General features: G+C 42.5%; 15 protein-coding genes. 6 read left to right on the top strand and 9 right to left on the bottom strand.

Translation table 11 applies throughout. From position 1 onward, the window contains the following. Positions 1 to 27: 27 nt before the first annotated feature. From ABWT76_RS07470 to ABWT76_RS07445, 6 genes are all read right to left on the bottom strand, one after another. Positions 28 to 1,488 carry a hypothetical protein gene (locus ABWT76_RS07470; protein WP_054466025.1) on the bottom strand — a complete coding sequence of 487 codons (1,461 nt, stop codon included), beginning with the start codon at positions 1,486 to 1,488 and terminating at the stop codon, positions 28 to 30. Continuing rightward, positions 1,485 to 1,685, bottom strand: a complete 201-nt coding sequence (locus ABWT76_RS07465; RefSeq protein ID WP_054466026.1) for a hypothetical protein — start codon at positions 1,683 to 1,685, stop codon at positions 1,485 to 1,487. Before ABWT76_RS07465 ends, ABWT76_RS07470 begins: the two co-directional genes overlap by 4 nt. A gap of 536 nt (positions 1,686 to 2,221) precedes the next feature. Beyond that, positions 2,222 to 2,566 (bottom strand): histidine triad nucleotide-binding protein, encoded by a 345-nt coding sequence (locus ABWT76_RS07460; RefSeq protein WP_190879731.1) that lies wholly within the window; start codon positions 2,564 to 2,566, stop codon positions 2,222 to 2,224. A gap of 79 nt (positions 2,567 to 2,645) precedes the next feature. After that, positions 2,646 to 5,138: a tetratricopeptide repeat protein gene (locus ABWT76_RS07455; RefSeq protein WP_054466028.1), complete on the bottom strand. Its 2,493-nt coding sequence runs from the start codon at positions 5,136 to 5,138 to the stop codon at positions 2,646 to 2,648. A gap of 407 nt (positions 5,139 to 5,545) precedes the next feature. Then, positions 5,546 to 5,776, bottom strand: coding sequence for a hypothetical protein (locus ABWT76_RS07450; protein WP_054466029.1), 231 nt, complete (start codon positions 5,774 to 5,776; stop codon positions 5,546 to 5,548). A 770-nt stretch (positions 5,777 to 6,546) separates the two neighbouring features. Beyond that, on the bottom strand, positions 6,547 to 8,349 hold the full coding sequence (locus ABWT76_RS07445) for an NFACT family protein (protein ID WP_054466030.1): 1,803 nt from the start codon (positions 8,347 to 8,349) through the stop codon (positions 6,547 to 6,549). 305 nt (positions 8,350 to 8,654) lie between these two features. Here ABWT76_RS07445 and remA point away from each other — a divergent pair, with 305 nt between their 5' ends. Continuing rightward, positions 8,655 to 8,912, top strand: a complete 258-nt coding sequence (gene remA, locus ABWT76_RS07440; protein ID WP_054466031.1) for an extracellular matrix/biofilm regulator RemA — start codon at positions 8,655 to 8,657, stop codon at positions 8,910 to 8,912. A gap of 33 nt (positions 8,913 to 8,945) precedes the next feature. Continuing rightward, a complete protein-coding gene (gene gmk, locus ABWT76_RS07435) occupies positions 8,946 to 9,491 on the top strand; it encodes a guanylate kinase (protein ID WP_190879735.1) in 546 nt (181 codons plus the stop codon). 879 nt (positions 9,492 to 10,370) lie between these two features. On the opposite strand, the gene chrA is transcribed toward gmk, so the two are convergent. Both chrA and ABWT76_RS30645 read right to left on the bottom strand, forming a co-directional pair. Next, the gene (gene chrA, locus ABWT76_RS07430) at positions 10,371 to 11,564 is read right to left on the bottom strand and encodes a chromate efflux transporter (protein WP_054466033.1); all 1,194 of its coding nucleotides are present in this window, start codon (positions 11,562 to 11,564) and stop codon (positions 10,371 to 10,373) included. Between the two features lie 215 nt (positions 11,565 to 11,779). Further along, complete coding sequence (locus ABWT76_RS30645) at positions 11,780 to 11,992, bottom strand: hypothetical protein (protein ID WP_375339301.1); 213 nt, start codon at positions 11,990 to 11,992, stop codon at positions 11,780 to 11,782. 355 nt (positions 11,993 to 12,347) lie between these two features. On the opposite strand from ABWT76_RS30645, the gene psbA reads away from it, so the two are divergent. The 3 genes from psbA to ABWT76_RS07415 all read left to right on the top strand — a co-directional run bounded on the left by psbA (position 12,348) and on the right by ABWT76_RS07415 (position 14,091). Beyond that, complete coding sequence (gene psbA / locus ABWT76_RS07425) at positions 12,348 to 13,430, top strand: photosystem II q(b) protein (protein WP_054469783.1); 1,083 nt, start codon at positions 12,348 to 12,350, stop codon at positions 13,428 to 13,430. A gap of 176 nt (positions 13,431 to 13,606) precedes the next feature. Continuing rightward, positions 13,607 to 13,870 carry a type II toxin-antitoxin system HicA family toxin gene (locus ABWT76_RS07420; RefSeq protein ID WP_054470486.1) on the top strand — a complete coding sequence of 88 codons (264 nt, stop codon included), beginning with the start codon at positions 13,607 to 13,609 and terminating at the stop codon, positions 13,868 to 13,870. Further along, complete coding sequence (locus tag ABWT76_RS07415) at positions 13,867 to 14,091, top strand: type II toxin-antitoxin system HicB family antitoxin (protein ID WP_054470488.1); 225 nt, start codon at positions 13,867 to 13,869, stop codon at positions 14,089 to 14,091. The genes ABWT76_RS07420 and ABWT76_RS07415 overlap by 4 nt, the downstream gene beginning before the upstream one ends. Before the next feature lie 59 nt (positions 14,092 to 14,150). Here ABWT76_RS07415 and ABWT76_RS07410 read toward each other — a convergent pair whose 3' ends face one another. Beyond that, positions 14,151 to 15,557 carry an ATP-binding protein gene (locus ABWT76_RS07410; RefSeq protein ID WP_354635865.1) on the bottom strand — a complete coding sequence of 469 codons (1,407 nt, stop codon included), beginning with the start codon at positions 15,555 to 15,557 and terminating at the stop codon, positions 14,151 to 14,153. A gap of 170 nt (positions 15,558 to 15,727) precedes the next feature. On the opposite strand from ABWT76_RS07410, the gene ABWT76_RS07405 reads away from it, so the two are divergent. Then, a complete protein-coding gene (locus ABWT76_RS07405; protein WP_231636982.1) occupies positions 15,728 to 16,348 on the top strand; it encodes a GTPase in 621 nt (206 codons plus the stop codon). Positions 16,349 to 16,350 lie beyond the last annotated feature (2 nt).

Below are 16,350 nucleotides of genomic sequence, written 5' to 3'. Positions count from 1 at the left end.
AACGCACCCTACCAAACTATATCCGGGTTAATAATTAGAAGTTATGGCGAATTGGGTGGATACAAAACACCATCTACACTGACTGATTAGTGTTACTGTGTCTGCTCCTATCTTTAAAGCAGAAGAAATTCCTGCTACTGTCAGATAAAATCGGTCGTAATCATCTAGAACTTCTCCGACATTAGGTTGCTGTAGTAAAATTATCATATCCTTCAGCTTTATAGCCTCAGAACGAATTGCTATCGCTTGACCTGCCCGAACCAGTCTTGGATTATTTTGGGTATCGATCAAACCGATCGCTGCATTTGCTACTTCTAAAGTAATATCGGTTATTTTTTCATAATTACCTGCATTAAACTCGCGGCTAACCTCTTCAAGTTGTTCAGAAAAAGTTATTGCATAGTCGAGACTTCTGCCAGTTAACTGAGTAGCATCAGCATTAGAAGAACTAGGTAAATTCAATAATTGACCCAATCTGCCAAAATCGCTAAAAGCAGCAGCTAGTTTTCCACCAGTTTGCGCCGATTTTATTACAAAATTTATGGTTGAAACTCCACTTTCTTCTATCGCATAAGCTAGGGATCTTAATATTCTATCTAAGGATAAATCTGGTTGGTTTTGTTGCTCAATACGACTCCATAAACTTTGAAAGTTGGCGACGATGCGTTGGGATGCGTCCCTTCCGCCCTGTCGATTCTCGTTTGACAGACGATTATTATAGTCTTGCATCTTTTCGATAATCGCTAGACTATTATTGTACGCTGCAATTTGAGCATTTAACTTTAACTTTAATTTTAGATAATCGGCATAACTAATATCTTCTCTCTCGCTGAATAAAGTTCCCCTTTCTCTGGCTATCTGAGTACAGGGGTTATCCATAAAATCATTACTGGGAATTTGTACTACGTTGTATTGGCCTTGAGCAGCACCCTGTAACGCTTCATAAGCATCTATCAGTTCTCGATTTCCCTGCAAGAACTGTGCCATGCCTAATTCTTGAGCATTCCTGAAAGTTTGTCTTGTGGGTCGTGTTGGTGCTGTTGCAGTCTGTTGACCGTAAGGAGAAGGGTTAGTTGGTTTCTGAGAACCAGCCTCTATTCTGTAAATACTAACTGTGTATCCACTACCATTATCCCCAAACATATCCGGCACATCATTGTAACATAGAAATAACCTCCCTGATTCCTGCATTATCAACTGATTACTTGAGCCAATTGCAAAAAAATTTCCGCTTCGACCAATCCTCCCTAGCAGAGTACCAATAGGTTGATTCGGCATTTGTGCAGACGGGTCTATTTTTTTACCAATATTGTTGCCATTTACTAGCCTATTTCCATTTGCATCTGTTATGGGTGAATCATTAATTGGTTCACCTTCATAACCATACCTGGCTTGGCCAGTGGCAGAAAATCGCAATAATTCTCCACTTGAAATATTAATACCGGAATTAACACAATCACTTAAAGCAGAGACATATATATGATTCAAAAAATAGAAGCATCGGCCATCTCGATCGCAGTTTTGTTTATGGCAAGATTTATTGCAAGATTTATTGCAAGAGATGATTTACTTTCTCCTGGGGGCTTAATGGTCAACTGAAAATTTTGTGCTTTAGCGGTTGAAGCCAGATAGGGGAAAAAACTTGTCTTTGTCAAGATTAAGCTAACTAACAGTTTGACTTTCATAAGTTTTCTCTTGATTTTATGCTTTTGACCGGGCAACCTTGGCAATGACTCTCAAGTTAAGAGAAACATCCCCCATTAATCTTGGATCTCGATAATATTATTGGTTTAGTTTAGCACTGATTTCCAGAGCAAGTTCACTGTCTAATTTGCTATAGAATCGGGCAGGGTCAGATGCAGGTTTGGTATTGGGGTAACAGCGGGGGCTAACAGTGATAACTCTGACTCCGATCGCCATTTGATCGCCATCCGCTTAATTGTTATAGATAAAGTGTAACCTGAAAAATCTGTTTTTTCTGCCCAAACCGCAAAACCCCTGATTTTTTTCTTTCATCACTGTCTCGGTAAATTACCCTGGTAGAGTGGCCCAAAGCATGGAAGAATAGCAAAGCAAAAGTCTAAAGTAAAAGTTTGTTTAGGCGATCTAGTTACCGTGGGATAATTTGGTGCGTTACGCCGGACTGTGGCTGGTCGCTTGAAGTGGCTTCATTTTGACCGGCTAACGCACCCTACTGGACTATCAGACTAATTTATTGAGTTTAGCCCGGAGGCCATTTCATTTGACGACCCCCCAGAATATGTAAATGGAGATGATACACGGTTTGTCCACCGTTGGGACCATTATTAATGACGACCCGATAGCCATCTTCGCTTAGTCCTTCTTGTTCGGCAACTCGTTTCGCCGTTAGCAGCAAATGTCCCATCAGGGCATGATCTTTGGATTCAGCATCAGATAGTTTGGCGATCGCCTCTTTGGGGATAACCAGAATATGAACGGGGGCTTGAGGATTTTTGTCTCTAAACGCTAAGGCAAGATTATCCTCATAAACAATGTCAGCGGGCAGTTCCCGCCTGATAATTTTAGCAAATATGCTATCAGTCATGGTTGATATTGATTCTAGGAAGTCATTTGTCATTGTACGACATTAGGGTTAACCTAGGCAGTTAGCTGAATGCTTTTGACTAATGCTTAAATGCGGATAACCGGGGCATCACTTCTGGCAATATCTCGCCAGGAATTTGGGATAAAGCGATATTTTGCCCTTGCACACCGAAGAAATTGTAGAAAGCGCGAATGGTTTGCACAATATGCGTGAGGGCATTTTTGGCTAAATCGGTTTGGGCTTTTTCTTGCCATCCTTTCCAGGCTTTTAGATGATGTTCTAAGGCGTGGCTAAGAGCGGTTTTTACCGATGATGATGTCGATTCTGAGTCGATTTCTGAATCACTTTCACTGGCTAATTGATAATACGCATCCCCCAGATTATTATGGGTGGTTAAGACATCAAAGGTCATTAGGGAGGGCTTGACAGCCACGACCATATTTTTAGGTTTATTCAGATCGATTTTTTGCAGGTTTTCCGCAATTTCTAACGCTGTGGAATAAGCGGCGATCGCCTGTCTTAAATAATTGTGCCGTTCTTGAGAATGAGGCTCTGAATATTTGGCTAAATTACTATAAGTTGTCCCTAAATTATTCTGGGTAGCAGCACAGGCAACTGGCGCCGCGTTTGGGGTGCGGTACATTAAGGCAATTTGATAGGCACCAATGGCTAATTGTAAATTATCTTCAACATTTTCATGTTGCGCCAAATTCCAGTAAGCGGTTCCCAAGTTATTTTGGATCATGCCATAGTTTAACAACCCTTGGGGCGATTCATTGGTATGAATTTGAGATTCCAGGGCAATTAGGGCTTGAATATAAGCATAAATTGCTTGTTTTAGGTTCTTTAAAGAGTCTTGATGTTGGGCTAAATTCCAATAAGCTGTGGCCAGGTTATTTTGCGTAGCAGCTAAGGCTTGAATTTGGGCATTTTTTTCTGATTCCGGGGCATTACTTTGCTGAATTGCTTGGAAATTAGGCCGATAACGAAGCACTTCTTGATAAGCTTTAATACTGGATTGTAATGCTGGCAGCGGTTCTCGATGACGGGCTAGTTCATTGTAGATGCTACCTAGGTTATTTTGCACTATTGCCCAACTTTCCGGCTGCTGTTCGGGATTGATTTTGGTTAGGGATTTTTGATAAGCCGCGATCGCCTGTTCTAAGCAGGAAATTTGCTCAGAAACATTGACCTCTAACCGGGAAAGCATCCAGTAAAAATTGCCAAGGTCATTGGCTAATTCATAGCCTTGAGAATCATATCCTTGCTCATGGCGGAATTTAATCACTTGTTCATAAGCCGCAATCACAATTTTTAAATAAGTGGCATTGCTTTCCCCCCTGGCGATCGCGACTCGATAAAGATTACCCAAAGCTAAATAAGCATTGCCCAATTCTAAAGTAGGCAATGGCTGTTGCTGATTTAATTGTTCAATATCTTGGACAATTTTCCGTACGGCAGGGGCAGATAAATGCCCATGCTGACTTGGGTTTGCCACTTCTTCTAAGGTGGCAAAACTTGAGGTAATTAACTGCTTTAATGGGGCATCAATGCCACTGTAATTTAATTCATTGGTTTGAGAAGAATTGCCATGATTGGCGATCGCTTCTGGGAGGCGATCGCTCACTCCTATAATATCCAATTTCGGCAAATTCGGCGTTTTTGCTGCTGAACTGGAAATCTGGGGAATTGGCGATTGATTTGCTTTTGGCGCTGATTTTTGATCTTTATCTAAATTTGGCTCTAAATTTGGCTCTAAATTTGGCTCTAAATTTGGCTCTAAATTTGGTAAATTTTGATGAAAATATTGTCCAATAATAGGGAGATTTTTCTGTATATCTTTTTGCCGTGAGTATTTGGCATCGGATAATTTTTTCCGGGTCACATTACCCAAGTTCACGGGTTTATGTAACTCAGAATTATTTTTCAGGTTAGGTTCAATAGTTTTCAGGGGTAAATTCAGAGGTAAACTATTAATTACCGTTGTCGGTGTGGGTTCTCCGGCAAACTCAAACACCCCAGTTCGGCAACTCCAAAATTCCGGAGCAGACTGGGCGATCGCGCGACACCACGGACGAGTCAACCAAAATACTAAGCTAAACTCTAAACTAGGTAAAATTTGGGCTAATTCTTGCAACTCATTTAAGAAATGCCACTGAGAAGCGGCGGATTTGCGGGTTAAAAGATCCACCCCTAAAAATTGAAAATTAGGCAGGACAGGTAATGAGTCAATCGTCCGAGATGTTTTCGGGATGGAATGCTTTCTCAACCATCGCCGAATCTGATTAATCGGACTAGGATCTTTTAAGTTTAGCTGTAATGTTACTAAACCCGGTGATGGTTTGGATCCAAGCTGTTCCTGGCGCAAGCATTGCCCCCCTACGGGGAATGATGTTCCACCGGCGATTTCTAACTCTATGCGTTCCGCCATGTGGTACATTAAGCCCACGTCATCGCACACCGCCACGAAGATTTGACGGCGCAAACCTAGCTGTAAAGCTAACTTTAGCTGATTCTGTACCTGCTGATTAGAACCCAAAACAGTTTTGGGAGAACTCTCCGTTACATACATTTTATGACTATTTTATTACTATAATGCCCGGATAAGGGATCGAGAATGGGGATTTTAATCAAACTTGAATATTTTTCTTTGATGGCGGTTCTATTCCGTGAAAATCGGCCAAAAAAATAGAACCCATTCTAGAGAACTAATTCATTCTTCTCTGAAGGGGTTGGGTTTTCAGGATAAATGCTGACCCAATCTATTTGTCACTTTTTTTGTCACCCTTGGCGCTTTAGGTAATTAATTACTTATTTGCAATAAAAAGCCAGTCTCAGCAATCCATATTGATTTTCTATAAGTTTTCTGACTGGGACTGACTAAAAAATTATTTTTTAAAATTAATAGTTTTACACCCTAAATTTTAGATTTTTTGGCATTCTAAGCAGATCGCTACAAATCCCAATACCAATCACCCATTAGCCATGCTCATAAAATTTTTCACTATAAACCAATTGGCCATGATCTAATTCTAAAGTGACTTCTTGGATAATTTCTGTATGGCGATCGAACAGGTTAATGGTAATACAGTTAGAACCGGGATAGCTGACAATTGAAGCGGTAAATGGTTGTTGGTTTGTAATATCATATAAGCGCACAATTCGAGGCGAAATACCTACTTCAAAGTCTTTATCGTTAAATTTGCTCATGTTTTCCGCTCAAGTTTAAAAGCTTTTTTAATTGTATAATTAATTGGTACTCGTGTCTATGCTCCCTGGGGGCGATCGCGTTAGATCGCCCCCAGGGAGCTACAAATGAATAAATTATCTATGTAATTGGTGAATTATCAAATTCAGCAACTCAATTTATCTCCAGATATTCTATAAATTATATCATTTAATATAGAGAAAATAAAATAATTATTTATACAATATCTGTTATCTGTTACACCCCATCTCTCTGCGTCTGAAATGGTGATGGTTTTTTTACCACAGAGACACAGAGGGACACAGAGGAAAGAGAAGAGAGGTTCGCACGAGAGAGGTTCGTAGAACAGACAAGTAAACCAGACCCGTCGGGGGAATAAATTCCCTGTAGGGGCGTCCAAGCGAACCGCCCCTCCCCTACAATTGATGTGTCACTTTCTCCTCTCTCCTACGAACCTCTCCCCCACGCCCGTTGTCTAAAAAATCAAAAACAAAAAGACCAACCAAAAAGCCGGTTGGTCGAACAGAATATTTGTCGTTGTTGTCTGAAATGGAGGAAACCCAAACTGTGCCTTCCCAAGCTACAGGGGGTTAAGAGATAATTTACCTTGTCCTCAGTTTTATTGTAACAATAAACACGGATTTTTTGTTACAAAAATTTATCGTTTGTTGAAAAAATCAGCAAATCTACAAATATTGGGGCATATTGGGGCGGTTTACTTTACAGTCAGTAGGGTTAACCGTATCATTATTCTGGCGATTTTGCTGTTGGGCTATGACCTGAAACTAGGATCGCTTCGTTTACTGCCCTCTTGGGGACGCCCCCAAATAATTCGTTCATGCTTATATACTACCATGCCCGGTTTTGCTCCTTTGGGTTTATAGACATATTTGGGTTTGGTATAGACTACGGGTACTTGTTCGCTTTGTCGCCCGCGACTATAATAAGCAGTTAAGTCGGCGGCACATTGCAAGTCCGCATCGTCGGCCACAGTTCCCGGATTTAATCGCAATAGGGTATGACTTCCGGCAATTTCTTGGGTATGAAACCACAGGTCATAGTCCCCAGCGAGCCGAAAACTGAGTTGGTCATTTTGACGGTTGTTCCGACCGATGAGAATTTCAAAGCCATTGGGAGATAAGTAACGGTAAAAATCCGTAACCGGGGTTTGGTTTTGACTGCGGTGGTCGGGGTCTGGGAGATAACCTTGCTGCATTAGTTCATCGCGAATTTCTTCTAAGGCGGAAAGGTCTTGGTGATGCTGGTAGCGATCGATTTGGGCAATGGCTAAGTCTACTTGTTCTAAGTAGTCAATTTCGGTTTGGACTTCCGCTAATAAGGGTTCTACGGCAATGCGCGATCGCTTTAGTTTTTGGTGTTGTTTGTAAAGTTTCTGGGCATTTTGCACCGCATTTTTTTCTGGATCGAGGGGAATTTCTACCGGCTGACCCGTTTCAAAGTCCGCTAAGGTAATCGATCGCATCCCCGGTTTCCATTCGTGTAAATAAGCCATTAGCAAATCGCCTTTTTGCCGATAAGTTTCTGCATTGTCCGATTGTTGGAGGCGATCGCGAAATCCTTGGGCTTTGACTCCTAGTTTAGTTAGCAAATTTTTGACTTTATGCCCTAACTGGTGATGCAGTTGTTGGAAAGTTTGTTGATTTAATTGATCGGTGTAATAGCGGTTAAGTAATTGTTGAACGGAATGAGTGGTCGGAGGATTTTGAACTACTCCTGATTCGCTTTGGGGATTTTGCCCGTGAATCTGCCAGTGAATCAAAGTATAGCCAGTTTCCGTTAATCTTGGCTGAAGGGAGGATAAATCTCCTTGGGATAACTTCTCTAAAATATGTAGCCACTCTTGCCAACGTTGAAACAGCCGATCCCATTCCGCGTCAGTCAGGGAGTCCGTAGGGCGATCGCTGTCTAGACCCGCTGCTTCTATCATGGATTTAACCAAGTGGGTACTCAAACCCCGATAAGTTTTCAGCAATTGTTGGCCTAACTTGCCCGGAATTAAACTAATTCTTTCTTGCCAACGAGATGGTAACTCCGTTAAATTGGGGGCAGGGTCAGTCAGGGCTGGAGGACGTTCATAGGGTTGCCCCGTGAGCACTGGGCGAACGCTGGATTGTTTTTCACTCACCTGGTGGGCGGTGGTGACAATTTGATTGTCTTGATTGGCTAAAATTACGTTGCTGCGTTTGCCCATGATTTCTACATACAAATGCCATAAAATTGGGTCGCCCGGACGTTGGGCAAATTGCAGATCGATCGCCCTTTCCCACGGGGCTAAAGCTGAAATCCCCACCAGGGCAAAACCTCCGAGTTGATGGCGCAATTGATCGCTAAAAGTAAATGTGTCTGGAGTCCGGGGGGGCGGATCTCCGGCACAAATACAGGCAGCTTGAGGATGCCAGGAAATCGTTAGCCAGTGGCGTTTTTTCAGGGTACGCAGGGCAAGGCAAATCGTGTGGCGATCGCGCTGAATCACTTGTTCCAGACGCGCTGGCAGTAAAAAGGTACGCAGTTCACCACAAGCTGCGGTGAGGGTGGTGAAGTCAACTGGTTGCATAAGAAGATAACGGCAAAAACAAAATAAACGAAATATAGAAATATAAAAGAATCACAAGGAATAATTCAAAATCAGAGTTATCCGTCTAGGCTAGATAGAGGTTGTACTTCGATTCTATTGTGAGGCTTTTTGTGTAGTATCGCACGGAACTGGCTTTCGAGATTTAGGGGCGCAAGCATTGCCGGGGCGCAAGCATTGCCGCCCCTAACATCTCTCCTCTGCCCCGAAAGCCCCCCTGCCGATGGCAGGCTCCTACGGCAAGTCCTTTAAAATTGTTCAACTTTTCAACTAGGACACTGGTTCCTATGGATATTCAATTAATTAATATTGGTTTTGGTAATATTGTTTCTGCTAACCGAGTTATTGCTATCATCAGTCCTGACTCTGCCCCGATTAAAAGAATCATCAGTGAAGCCAAAGACGCTAATCGGCTGATTGACGCTACCTATGGGCGGCGCACTCGTGCGGTGATTATCACCGATTCTAATCATGTGATTCTGTCGGCAATTCAGCCGGAAACCGTGGCCAATCGATTTCTGAATAAAGACCTGACAAATAATTAGTTATCATTTCACTGAACATTTCACTGAACACTTATGGGTAAATTAATTGTTTTAACCGGGCCAAGTGGTGTCGGCAAAGGCACTTTGTTAAAATTGCTGCTAGAAAATCACCCAGAAATTTATCTGTCAATTTCTGCTACTACGCGATCGCCTCGTCCTGGAGAAATTCACGGTCAGCATTATTATTTTTTGACCAAATCGCAGTTTGCCGAAATGATTGCCGCTGGTGAATTTTTGGAATGGGCAGAATTTGCGGGCAACCACTACGGCACCCCCCGAAAAGCGATCGAAGAACAAATCGCTCAGGACAAAATTGTCCTATTAGAAATAGAGGTACAAGGAGCGAGACAAGTTCGGCAAAGTTTTCCCGAAGCGTGGCAAATTTTCATCCTACCTCCCTCCGTTGAAGAATTAGAAAAACGCATTCGCGGACGGGGACAAGACACAGAAGAAGCAATTGAAAAACGACTGCAAAAAGCAGAAAACGAACTCGCAGTCGCCTCCGAATTTGACATTCAAATTGTCAACGACGACCTCAACCATGCTTTATATGCGATCGAATCGGCTATTTTTAGTTAACTGTTTTTTAACTTAGGGGCGCGGCGGCTTGCGCCCCTATATCTCTCTGTGCCTCTCTGTGTCTCTGTGGTGATGATTCTTGAACCACAGAAACACAGAGAAACACAGAGAATAGAGAGAAGATTAACACCATTGGCAAAATACTCTTATAAAGATATAATGGGAACCCGTGTCGGCCTACGAGGTATTGGCGAGAGGCCAAAGAACGGACAAATCCTCTCTGTACCTAAACCGATTTTATTTACCAACGGTGTTTGAAGATACAGAAAATGATGAATTTTAAAGAAATCGGGTTTCTGGGTTCCGGGCAGGAGGAAGCCCCTCACAGGGCTTCCCTTTGTGAGTTTTGAAACGATTAAGGGACTTTACCAGGCCCGGAAAGCATAAGGGTTTTCGCTCTTATTTTTTCGCCACTCCGGGCCGGGCAATCCCAGGTATCGCTTGGGCTGTTTGTGTGTTTTTAAAGCCCCACCTAACCTGAATTCTTAATAATTACTCTATCTCATGGCAATTTATTTGTCAAGGTTTTTTTGATGATTTATTCAGTGATTTTTTGATTAATTCTTAGGTCGAATGTGTTGGATGAAAAATAGGGGATAAACAATTAACCTTGATGCCATCGGTAACAAACCATAGACAAGCAGCGGATGAATTGACTATTTAATTTGGAGATAGTTTTTTTATCCGCTGCCAATAGACAAGAAACCGGGTTTCTTGGTTGGATGCCAAAGATAACAATGGTTGATATCAGATTAGGTTGATTGGGGAAAAGCCTTTTAAGGTCACTTATAGGGTTTCTTCAGTTAACCAAAGGATAATAAGTTTTTTTGGCGGTATTGTGAGGATGGAAATGTTAACCCAGAATGTTAACCCAGAATGTTAACCCAGAATATAGACCAGCCAACTGGCGATCACACCTCCGAAGACTAACCAAACGGCATTGATCCGCCAAACTAAGGCAAAAATAGCGGCGATCGCCGCAATCATAACCGCAATCCAATCGATCGCGATCGGCGCACTCCCTAGGGGCATTCCCATAAGATTAATCCCGAAAGTCGCCACCGCTAATTCAACCGTCACCACCGCCATCAATGCCACGGCACTAACATTAATCGCATCTAAAAAAGCTGAAGTCCATTTGCTGCCTCGTAAGCGGGGAATCCAGGGATTTAGCATTAACACAAACAGAAAAGATGGCAAGGTAATCCCCACCGTAGAAACGATCGCACCGGGAAATCCACCAATTACATACCCGATAAAAGTTGCCGTGGTTAGCAAAGGCCCAGGAGTGACTTGACCCATTGCCACTGCATCTAATAATTGTTGCTGAGTCAACCAGCCAAATTCATCCACTAATTGACCCTGTAAAAAGGCAATTAACACATAACCACTCCCATATAAAACACTGCCGACTTTTAAGAAAAATAACCCCAATTGCCACAATGGAACTGATTCTAAATTCACGGATTTTTCTGGAGATAAACTGCTGGGAGTTTGGGATAAAAACAACCCGAAAACCCATGCACTTAAAGTCGGTTGATGACGCAAATTCAGCCAAACAGCGCCCAAGATTCCGCCCAACAACAAGGCGACTACCTCGTTCACTCCTACACTGACTGCAATCCCAGTGGCGATCGCAATGATCAACAGTTCCCGAGACTTCACTGCTTTTTTCCCCAAGCGCCACAATGCGGTAAAAATCACCGCTAAAACCGCCGGTTTGATGCCATATAAAAACGGATAAATCTCCGGTAATTGTCCAAATTTGACATATCCCCATGCCAAAGCTGCCGTCATTAGTACAGCCGGGAACACAAAGCAAGTTCCGGCGACAATTAATCCTAAACCACCGGCATATATATAGCCAACATGAATCGCCATTTCTGTCGAATTTGGTCCAGGAATTAAGTTGGTGGCACCTACCAGATCCAGAAATTCTTCTTGGGTTAACCATTGCCGTCGATGGACTACTTCATCTTCCATCATGGCAATATGTGCCGCTGGACCGCCAAATCCAATAATGCCGAGTTTGAGGAAGACTTGTGCGATTTCTAAGAGTTTAGAGAGGTTCATTTGATCTTTATTTCAAGGGCGATCGCCTGTTGTTCTGTATTCGGCAAACCATCTTTTTTGAGAAGTTGTTCAGCTAAGGTATTCATTACCAAAAATCAGGTTTTAAGGTCAATTCTAATTTTATTCCAAGTTTGGGACTGGCGTGGGGTTCAGAAACCGGGTTTCTAGCAAAATCTCTGGTTTGTAGCTGAAACTGTCGCTTTCAACCCGGTTTCTTATATCTCCTCTAACCAGGTTTCAATGGCAGATAACAGATTCGGTTGATTTGGCGGAAATCCTTTTAACGGCCATTCTAGGGATTCGTCCGTGAGGAAGGCTACGGCTACGGTGTCGGTCAGTTTGTGGCAAAAGGCAATGAGTTCTGGGGTGGGATGTTCGCAGTTGGTCAGCAGGATGGCTAGTTTGGGTAGGTTGAGGGTGAATTCCAGTTCGTCTAGTTTAAATTCATCGCCGCTTAATTAAGTTTCTCATTAAATTTTTCAATCCCTATTTTGTTCAGCTAATCCCCTTGCTGGATAATCCATCCCCGGTCTTCTCTCCCAGGAACCTCTCTAGGAGAATTATTACAAATTACTAACTGTAAATAATGAATAATTTGAATCCTGGTTGTCCAGCCATAATATGACTCCGGTGATGACTAACCATCAACAAAAATTATTTAATGTATCAGAAAGCTTGTAGATTAGAAGACTTTACAAAACTAAACAATGTGTGTAATCTAGTAATCACGGTAGGGAAAACACTACCGAGTACCTTGAAAACTACATAGCACTCATAAAGCAAATGACCACTACTCTGCAACAACGCGAAAGCGCTTCTTTGTGGCAGCGCTTCTGTTCTTGGGTCACGAGCACCGATAACCGCCTGTATGTGGGCTGGTTCGGCGTCCTGATGATCCCCACCCTTCTGACCGCAACCATCTGCTACATCATTGCTTTCGTCGCTGCTCCTCCCGTGGACATCGACGGTATCCGTGAACCTGTGGCGGGTTCCTTACTGTTAGGCAACAACATCATCTCTGGTGCCGTTGTTCCTTCCAGCAATGCGATCGGTCTGCACTTCTACCCCATTTGGGAAGCCGCTTCTCTCGATGAGTGGCTGTACAATGGTGGCCCATACCAGTTGGTGATTTTCCACTTCCTGATCGGCATCTTCTGCTACATGGGTCGTGAGTGGGAACTCTCCTACCGCTTGGGTATGCGTCCTTGGATCTGCGTCGCTTACAGCGCTCCTGTTGCTGCTGCTTCCGCAGTTTTCCTGATCTACCCAATTGGTCAAGGTTCTTTCTCCGATGGTATGCCTCTGGGTATCTCTGGAACCTTCAACTTTATGTTGGTATTCCAAGCTGAGCACAACATCCTGATGCACCCCTTCCATATGTTAGGTGTGGCCGGTGTGTTCGGTGGCGCTCTGTTCTCCGCTATGCACGGTTCTTTGGTGACTTCTTCTTTGGTTCGTGAAACCACCGAAGTTGAATCTCAAAACTATGGTTACAAGTTCGGTCAAGAAGAAGAAACCTACAACATCGTTGCCGCTCACGGTTACTTTGGTCGTTTAATCTTCCAATATGCTTCCTTCAACAACAGCCGCTCTCTGCACTTCTTCTTGGGTGCATGGCCTGTTATCGGTATCTGGTTCACCGCTCTGGGTGTGTCCACGATGGCCTTCAACCTGAACGGTTTCAACTTCAACCAATCTATCGTTGACTCTCAAGGTCGCGTAATCAATACTTGGGCTGACGTGATCAACCGCGCTAACTTGGGTATGGAAGTGATGCACGAGCGCAACGCTCACAACTTCCCCTTAGATTTGGCTGCTGGTGAAGCTGCTCCTGTGGCTTTGAGTGCTCCTCAAATCAATGGCTAATTCTTAGCTAACTAAATAAATAAAAAACGCTCTCCTGAAAAGGGGGGCGTTTTTTTGCGTTTCTTGTTATGCTGCGGTAAACTAGCTGATAAAAGTTCCAAAAGCCTTGCCGAATATTTCCGGCTAGAGCAACATCTTTGATCGAATTAAAACATCGCCGAGAGGAAGCCTAAAAAGTGGTCGCGAAAAAGCGGAAAATTCTGGATAAGGTTCTGGCCGGTTCAAAAAATATCAAGTTTAGTGAAATGGTGACGCTGATTGAAGCTTTCGGGTTTAGCTTGGAAAGAATCAGTGGTAGTCATCACATTTTTACTCATCCCCAAGTTACGGAAATTGTTAACATTCAAAATAACAAAGGCGAGGTGACACCTTATCAAGTACGTCAATTTTTATCGATAATTGAAGAGTATAATCTAAGCATGGAGCAGGATGAACTATGAAAGACTATCACATCAATATTTTCTACAGTGAAGAAGATGAAGGTTATATTGCTGATATTCCTGACTTAAAATACTGCTCTGCATTTGGTGAAACCCCCGAAACAGCTTTGCGCGAGGTACAAATTGCTAAAGAAGCATGGTTGTCAGCGGCTTCGGCTGCGGGTAAAGCAATTCCTCAACCTAAATATCGACCGATTATTTATCAGCTACAACAAAGGTAGCGAAGACCGCGCAACTACGAGATGTGTTACGGTTTTCATTTTCTGGAGTTGGACTGGGACTAAATGTATTGTTTAAAGAGCGAATTTAGCAGGAAGTGCGATCGCCCTCCTGTGGTCACTTTTTCGACTAAGCCCCGTCTGCCTAAAGATTGCATGGCTTCGGTTAATTCTGATTTGGCAAATTCCCGTAATCCAGATGCTGGAGAAATATCTACCGCTTCATATTCTGAAAACCTGGATATGACTTTTTTTTCTAACTCCGATAAACGGTCTAAGTGATATTCGATAATGGGGGATAAGTCGCCGATAAATATATCTTCTTGGTCGGATAAAAATAAGGAAACGCTACCATCAAATAATTCTAATATCGTTGAGGCGATGATATTTAACCAGGTGGGATGACCTTGATAGAGGTTGATTAATTCTGGCCATTTTTCTGAGTCGGTTAATCCGTGTTCTTTCAAAATTTCCTCAGCATCCGCTGATAATCCTTTGAGGTTTAAAGTGCGGGTGGATTGTTTTTCGCCTTGTAAAGTGGCGATTTCTCTGGGTTTTTCCCAACTGAGGAGAATCACGGAACTTTGATGATGGTTTTTGGCGATTTGTTGCAAAAATTGGCCATAGTCTTTATGTTCCGTTAAGTATTGACCGGCAAGGAACCCGCTTTGAAACAGATTTTGCAAGTCATCCAGGATGACTAAACAGCGCGAGTTACGAAAGTAATCAATTATTGTGGGTAATGGAGGCTGTTGGGACTGGGCAAAAAATTGTTGCAGTTGGTTTTTTAGGGAGGAAAGGTTGGGAGTTTCTGTGAGACTTTTCCAAATAATATAGTCAAATTCAGGCTTGATTTGTTCGATGAGTTGTCTGGTTAGTACGCTTTTGCCAATGCCACTGAGTCCATAGATGGTAATTAAGCGGATCTGGTCTTGTAAGATCCACTGTTTGAGGGTATTTAGTTCGGTGTTGCGGTTGTAAAAATCGCTGAGGTCTGGGGCGTCGGTTAGGTCGATAATGGGTGAAGAATTTTGGGTGGGGGAAGAGTGAGAAGAAGAGTTAGGGGAAGAGTCAGGGGAAGAAGGCGATGATCTGGCACTTGCCGGACAGATATTCAAGTTATTAATCGCTACATAATCGCGTCCAACACGATCTCGTCCAATATGATCTCGTCCAATCTTACTACCAATAACTAAAGATAAAATATTATCTAAATTTGCTTTTTCTAATATAGATTTAAAACTGGTTTTAGTAATATCTTGCTTTAAATATTCTGACAGAATTTTCCAAAGTTCCGAGCCGGTATTCCTCACATGACTTTTACTTAAATGTAGTTCTTTGGCAATTTCCGAGTAAGTTTTAGATTGTAAAGTTCCCTTAAGAATCTCCTCCTGCAAGTAATCCAGGTGCATTCCTGTCTGACCAAAAACTAGGTCATCAGTCAGTTTTAACACTTCATCAATATCCATAGGTCAGAAAAAATTTTATGTGACAGATGATACTATATCGTATTTTTCGTACATTTCGTACTTTTGGTCGGTTGGGCGATCGTACAAAAGTCCGTACTTTTAAGACTTGACATCACCGAAAAATTCACAATAGGCTTTTAATAGTCATACAAGTAAACAAAGATGTAGCCTTGCTTAAACCCGATGAACTGACAGTGTTATTTTTTGGCAAGACTGGTGTTGGTAAGAGCAGCACTCTCAATTCTCTGTTTGGACTGAATTGGGCTACTGACAATGCTGTTGCTTGCACCAAAGAACCTCAGATTGCCTATTTAGACAACTCTCACTATACTGGTTTTCCCTATCAGCAAGTACGAGTTGTTGATATGCCGGGAATTGGTGAGAGTCTGACTGACGATGAAACCTATATGCCTCACTATGAAGAGTGGATACCTCAAACCCATTCTTTAGTGTGGGTGACTCAAGCAGATACGAGAGCTTACAAGCGGGATGAGATTTTTTTGACCAAGTTCCTGCCCTTATTTCAACCAGATATTTTTCTGATTGTCGCTCTTAATAAAATAGATTGCTTGGGAGTTGATGAAGGAGAAGATGGATTTAATCTTGAGCGAGGAGAACCTTCCAAAGACCAACTTAACCGTCTCTCTGAAAAGATAGAAGATGTTTACGGAATTTTCCAAAGTGCTATCAATGGAAAAGTCAGTTTTGACAAAAAACAAATTATCCCACACACATCTGTTTATGGTTGGGGTTTAGAAAATTTGAAAACTAAAATATTCACAAGGGGTTGAAT

This window comes from Planktothricoides raciborskii GIHE-MW2 (assembly GCF_040564635.1).
GTDB lineage: Bacteria > Cyanobacteriota > Cyanobacteriia > Cyanobacteriales > Laspinemataceae > Planktothricoides > Planktothricoides raciborskii.
The sequence above is the reverse complement of the archived record's forward strand: the minus strand, read 5'-3'. Positions and strand labels throughout refer to the sequence as shown.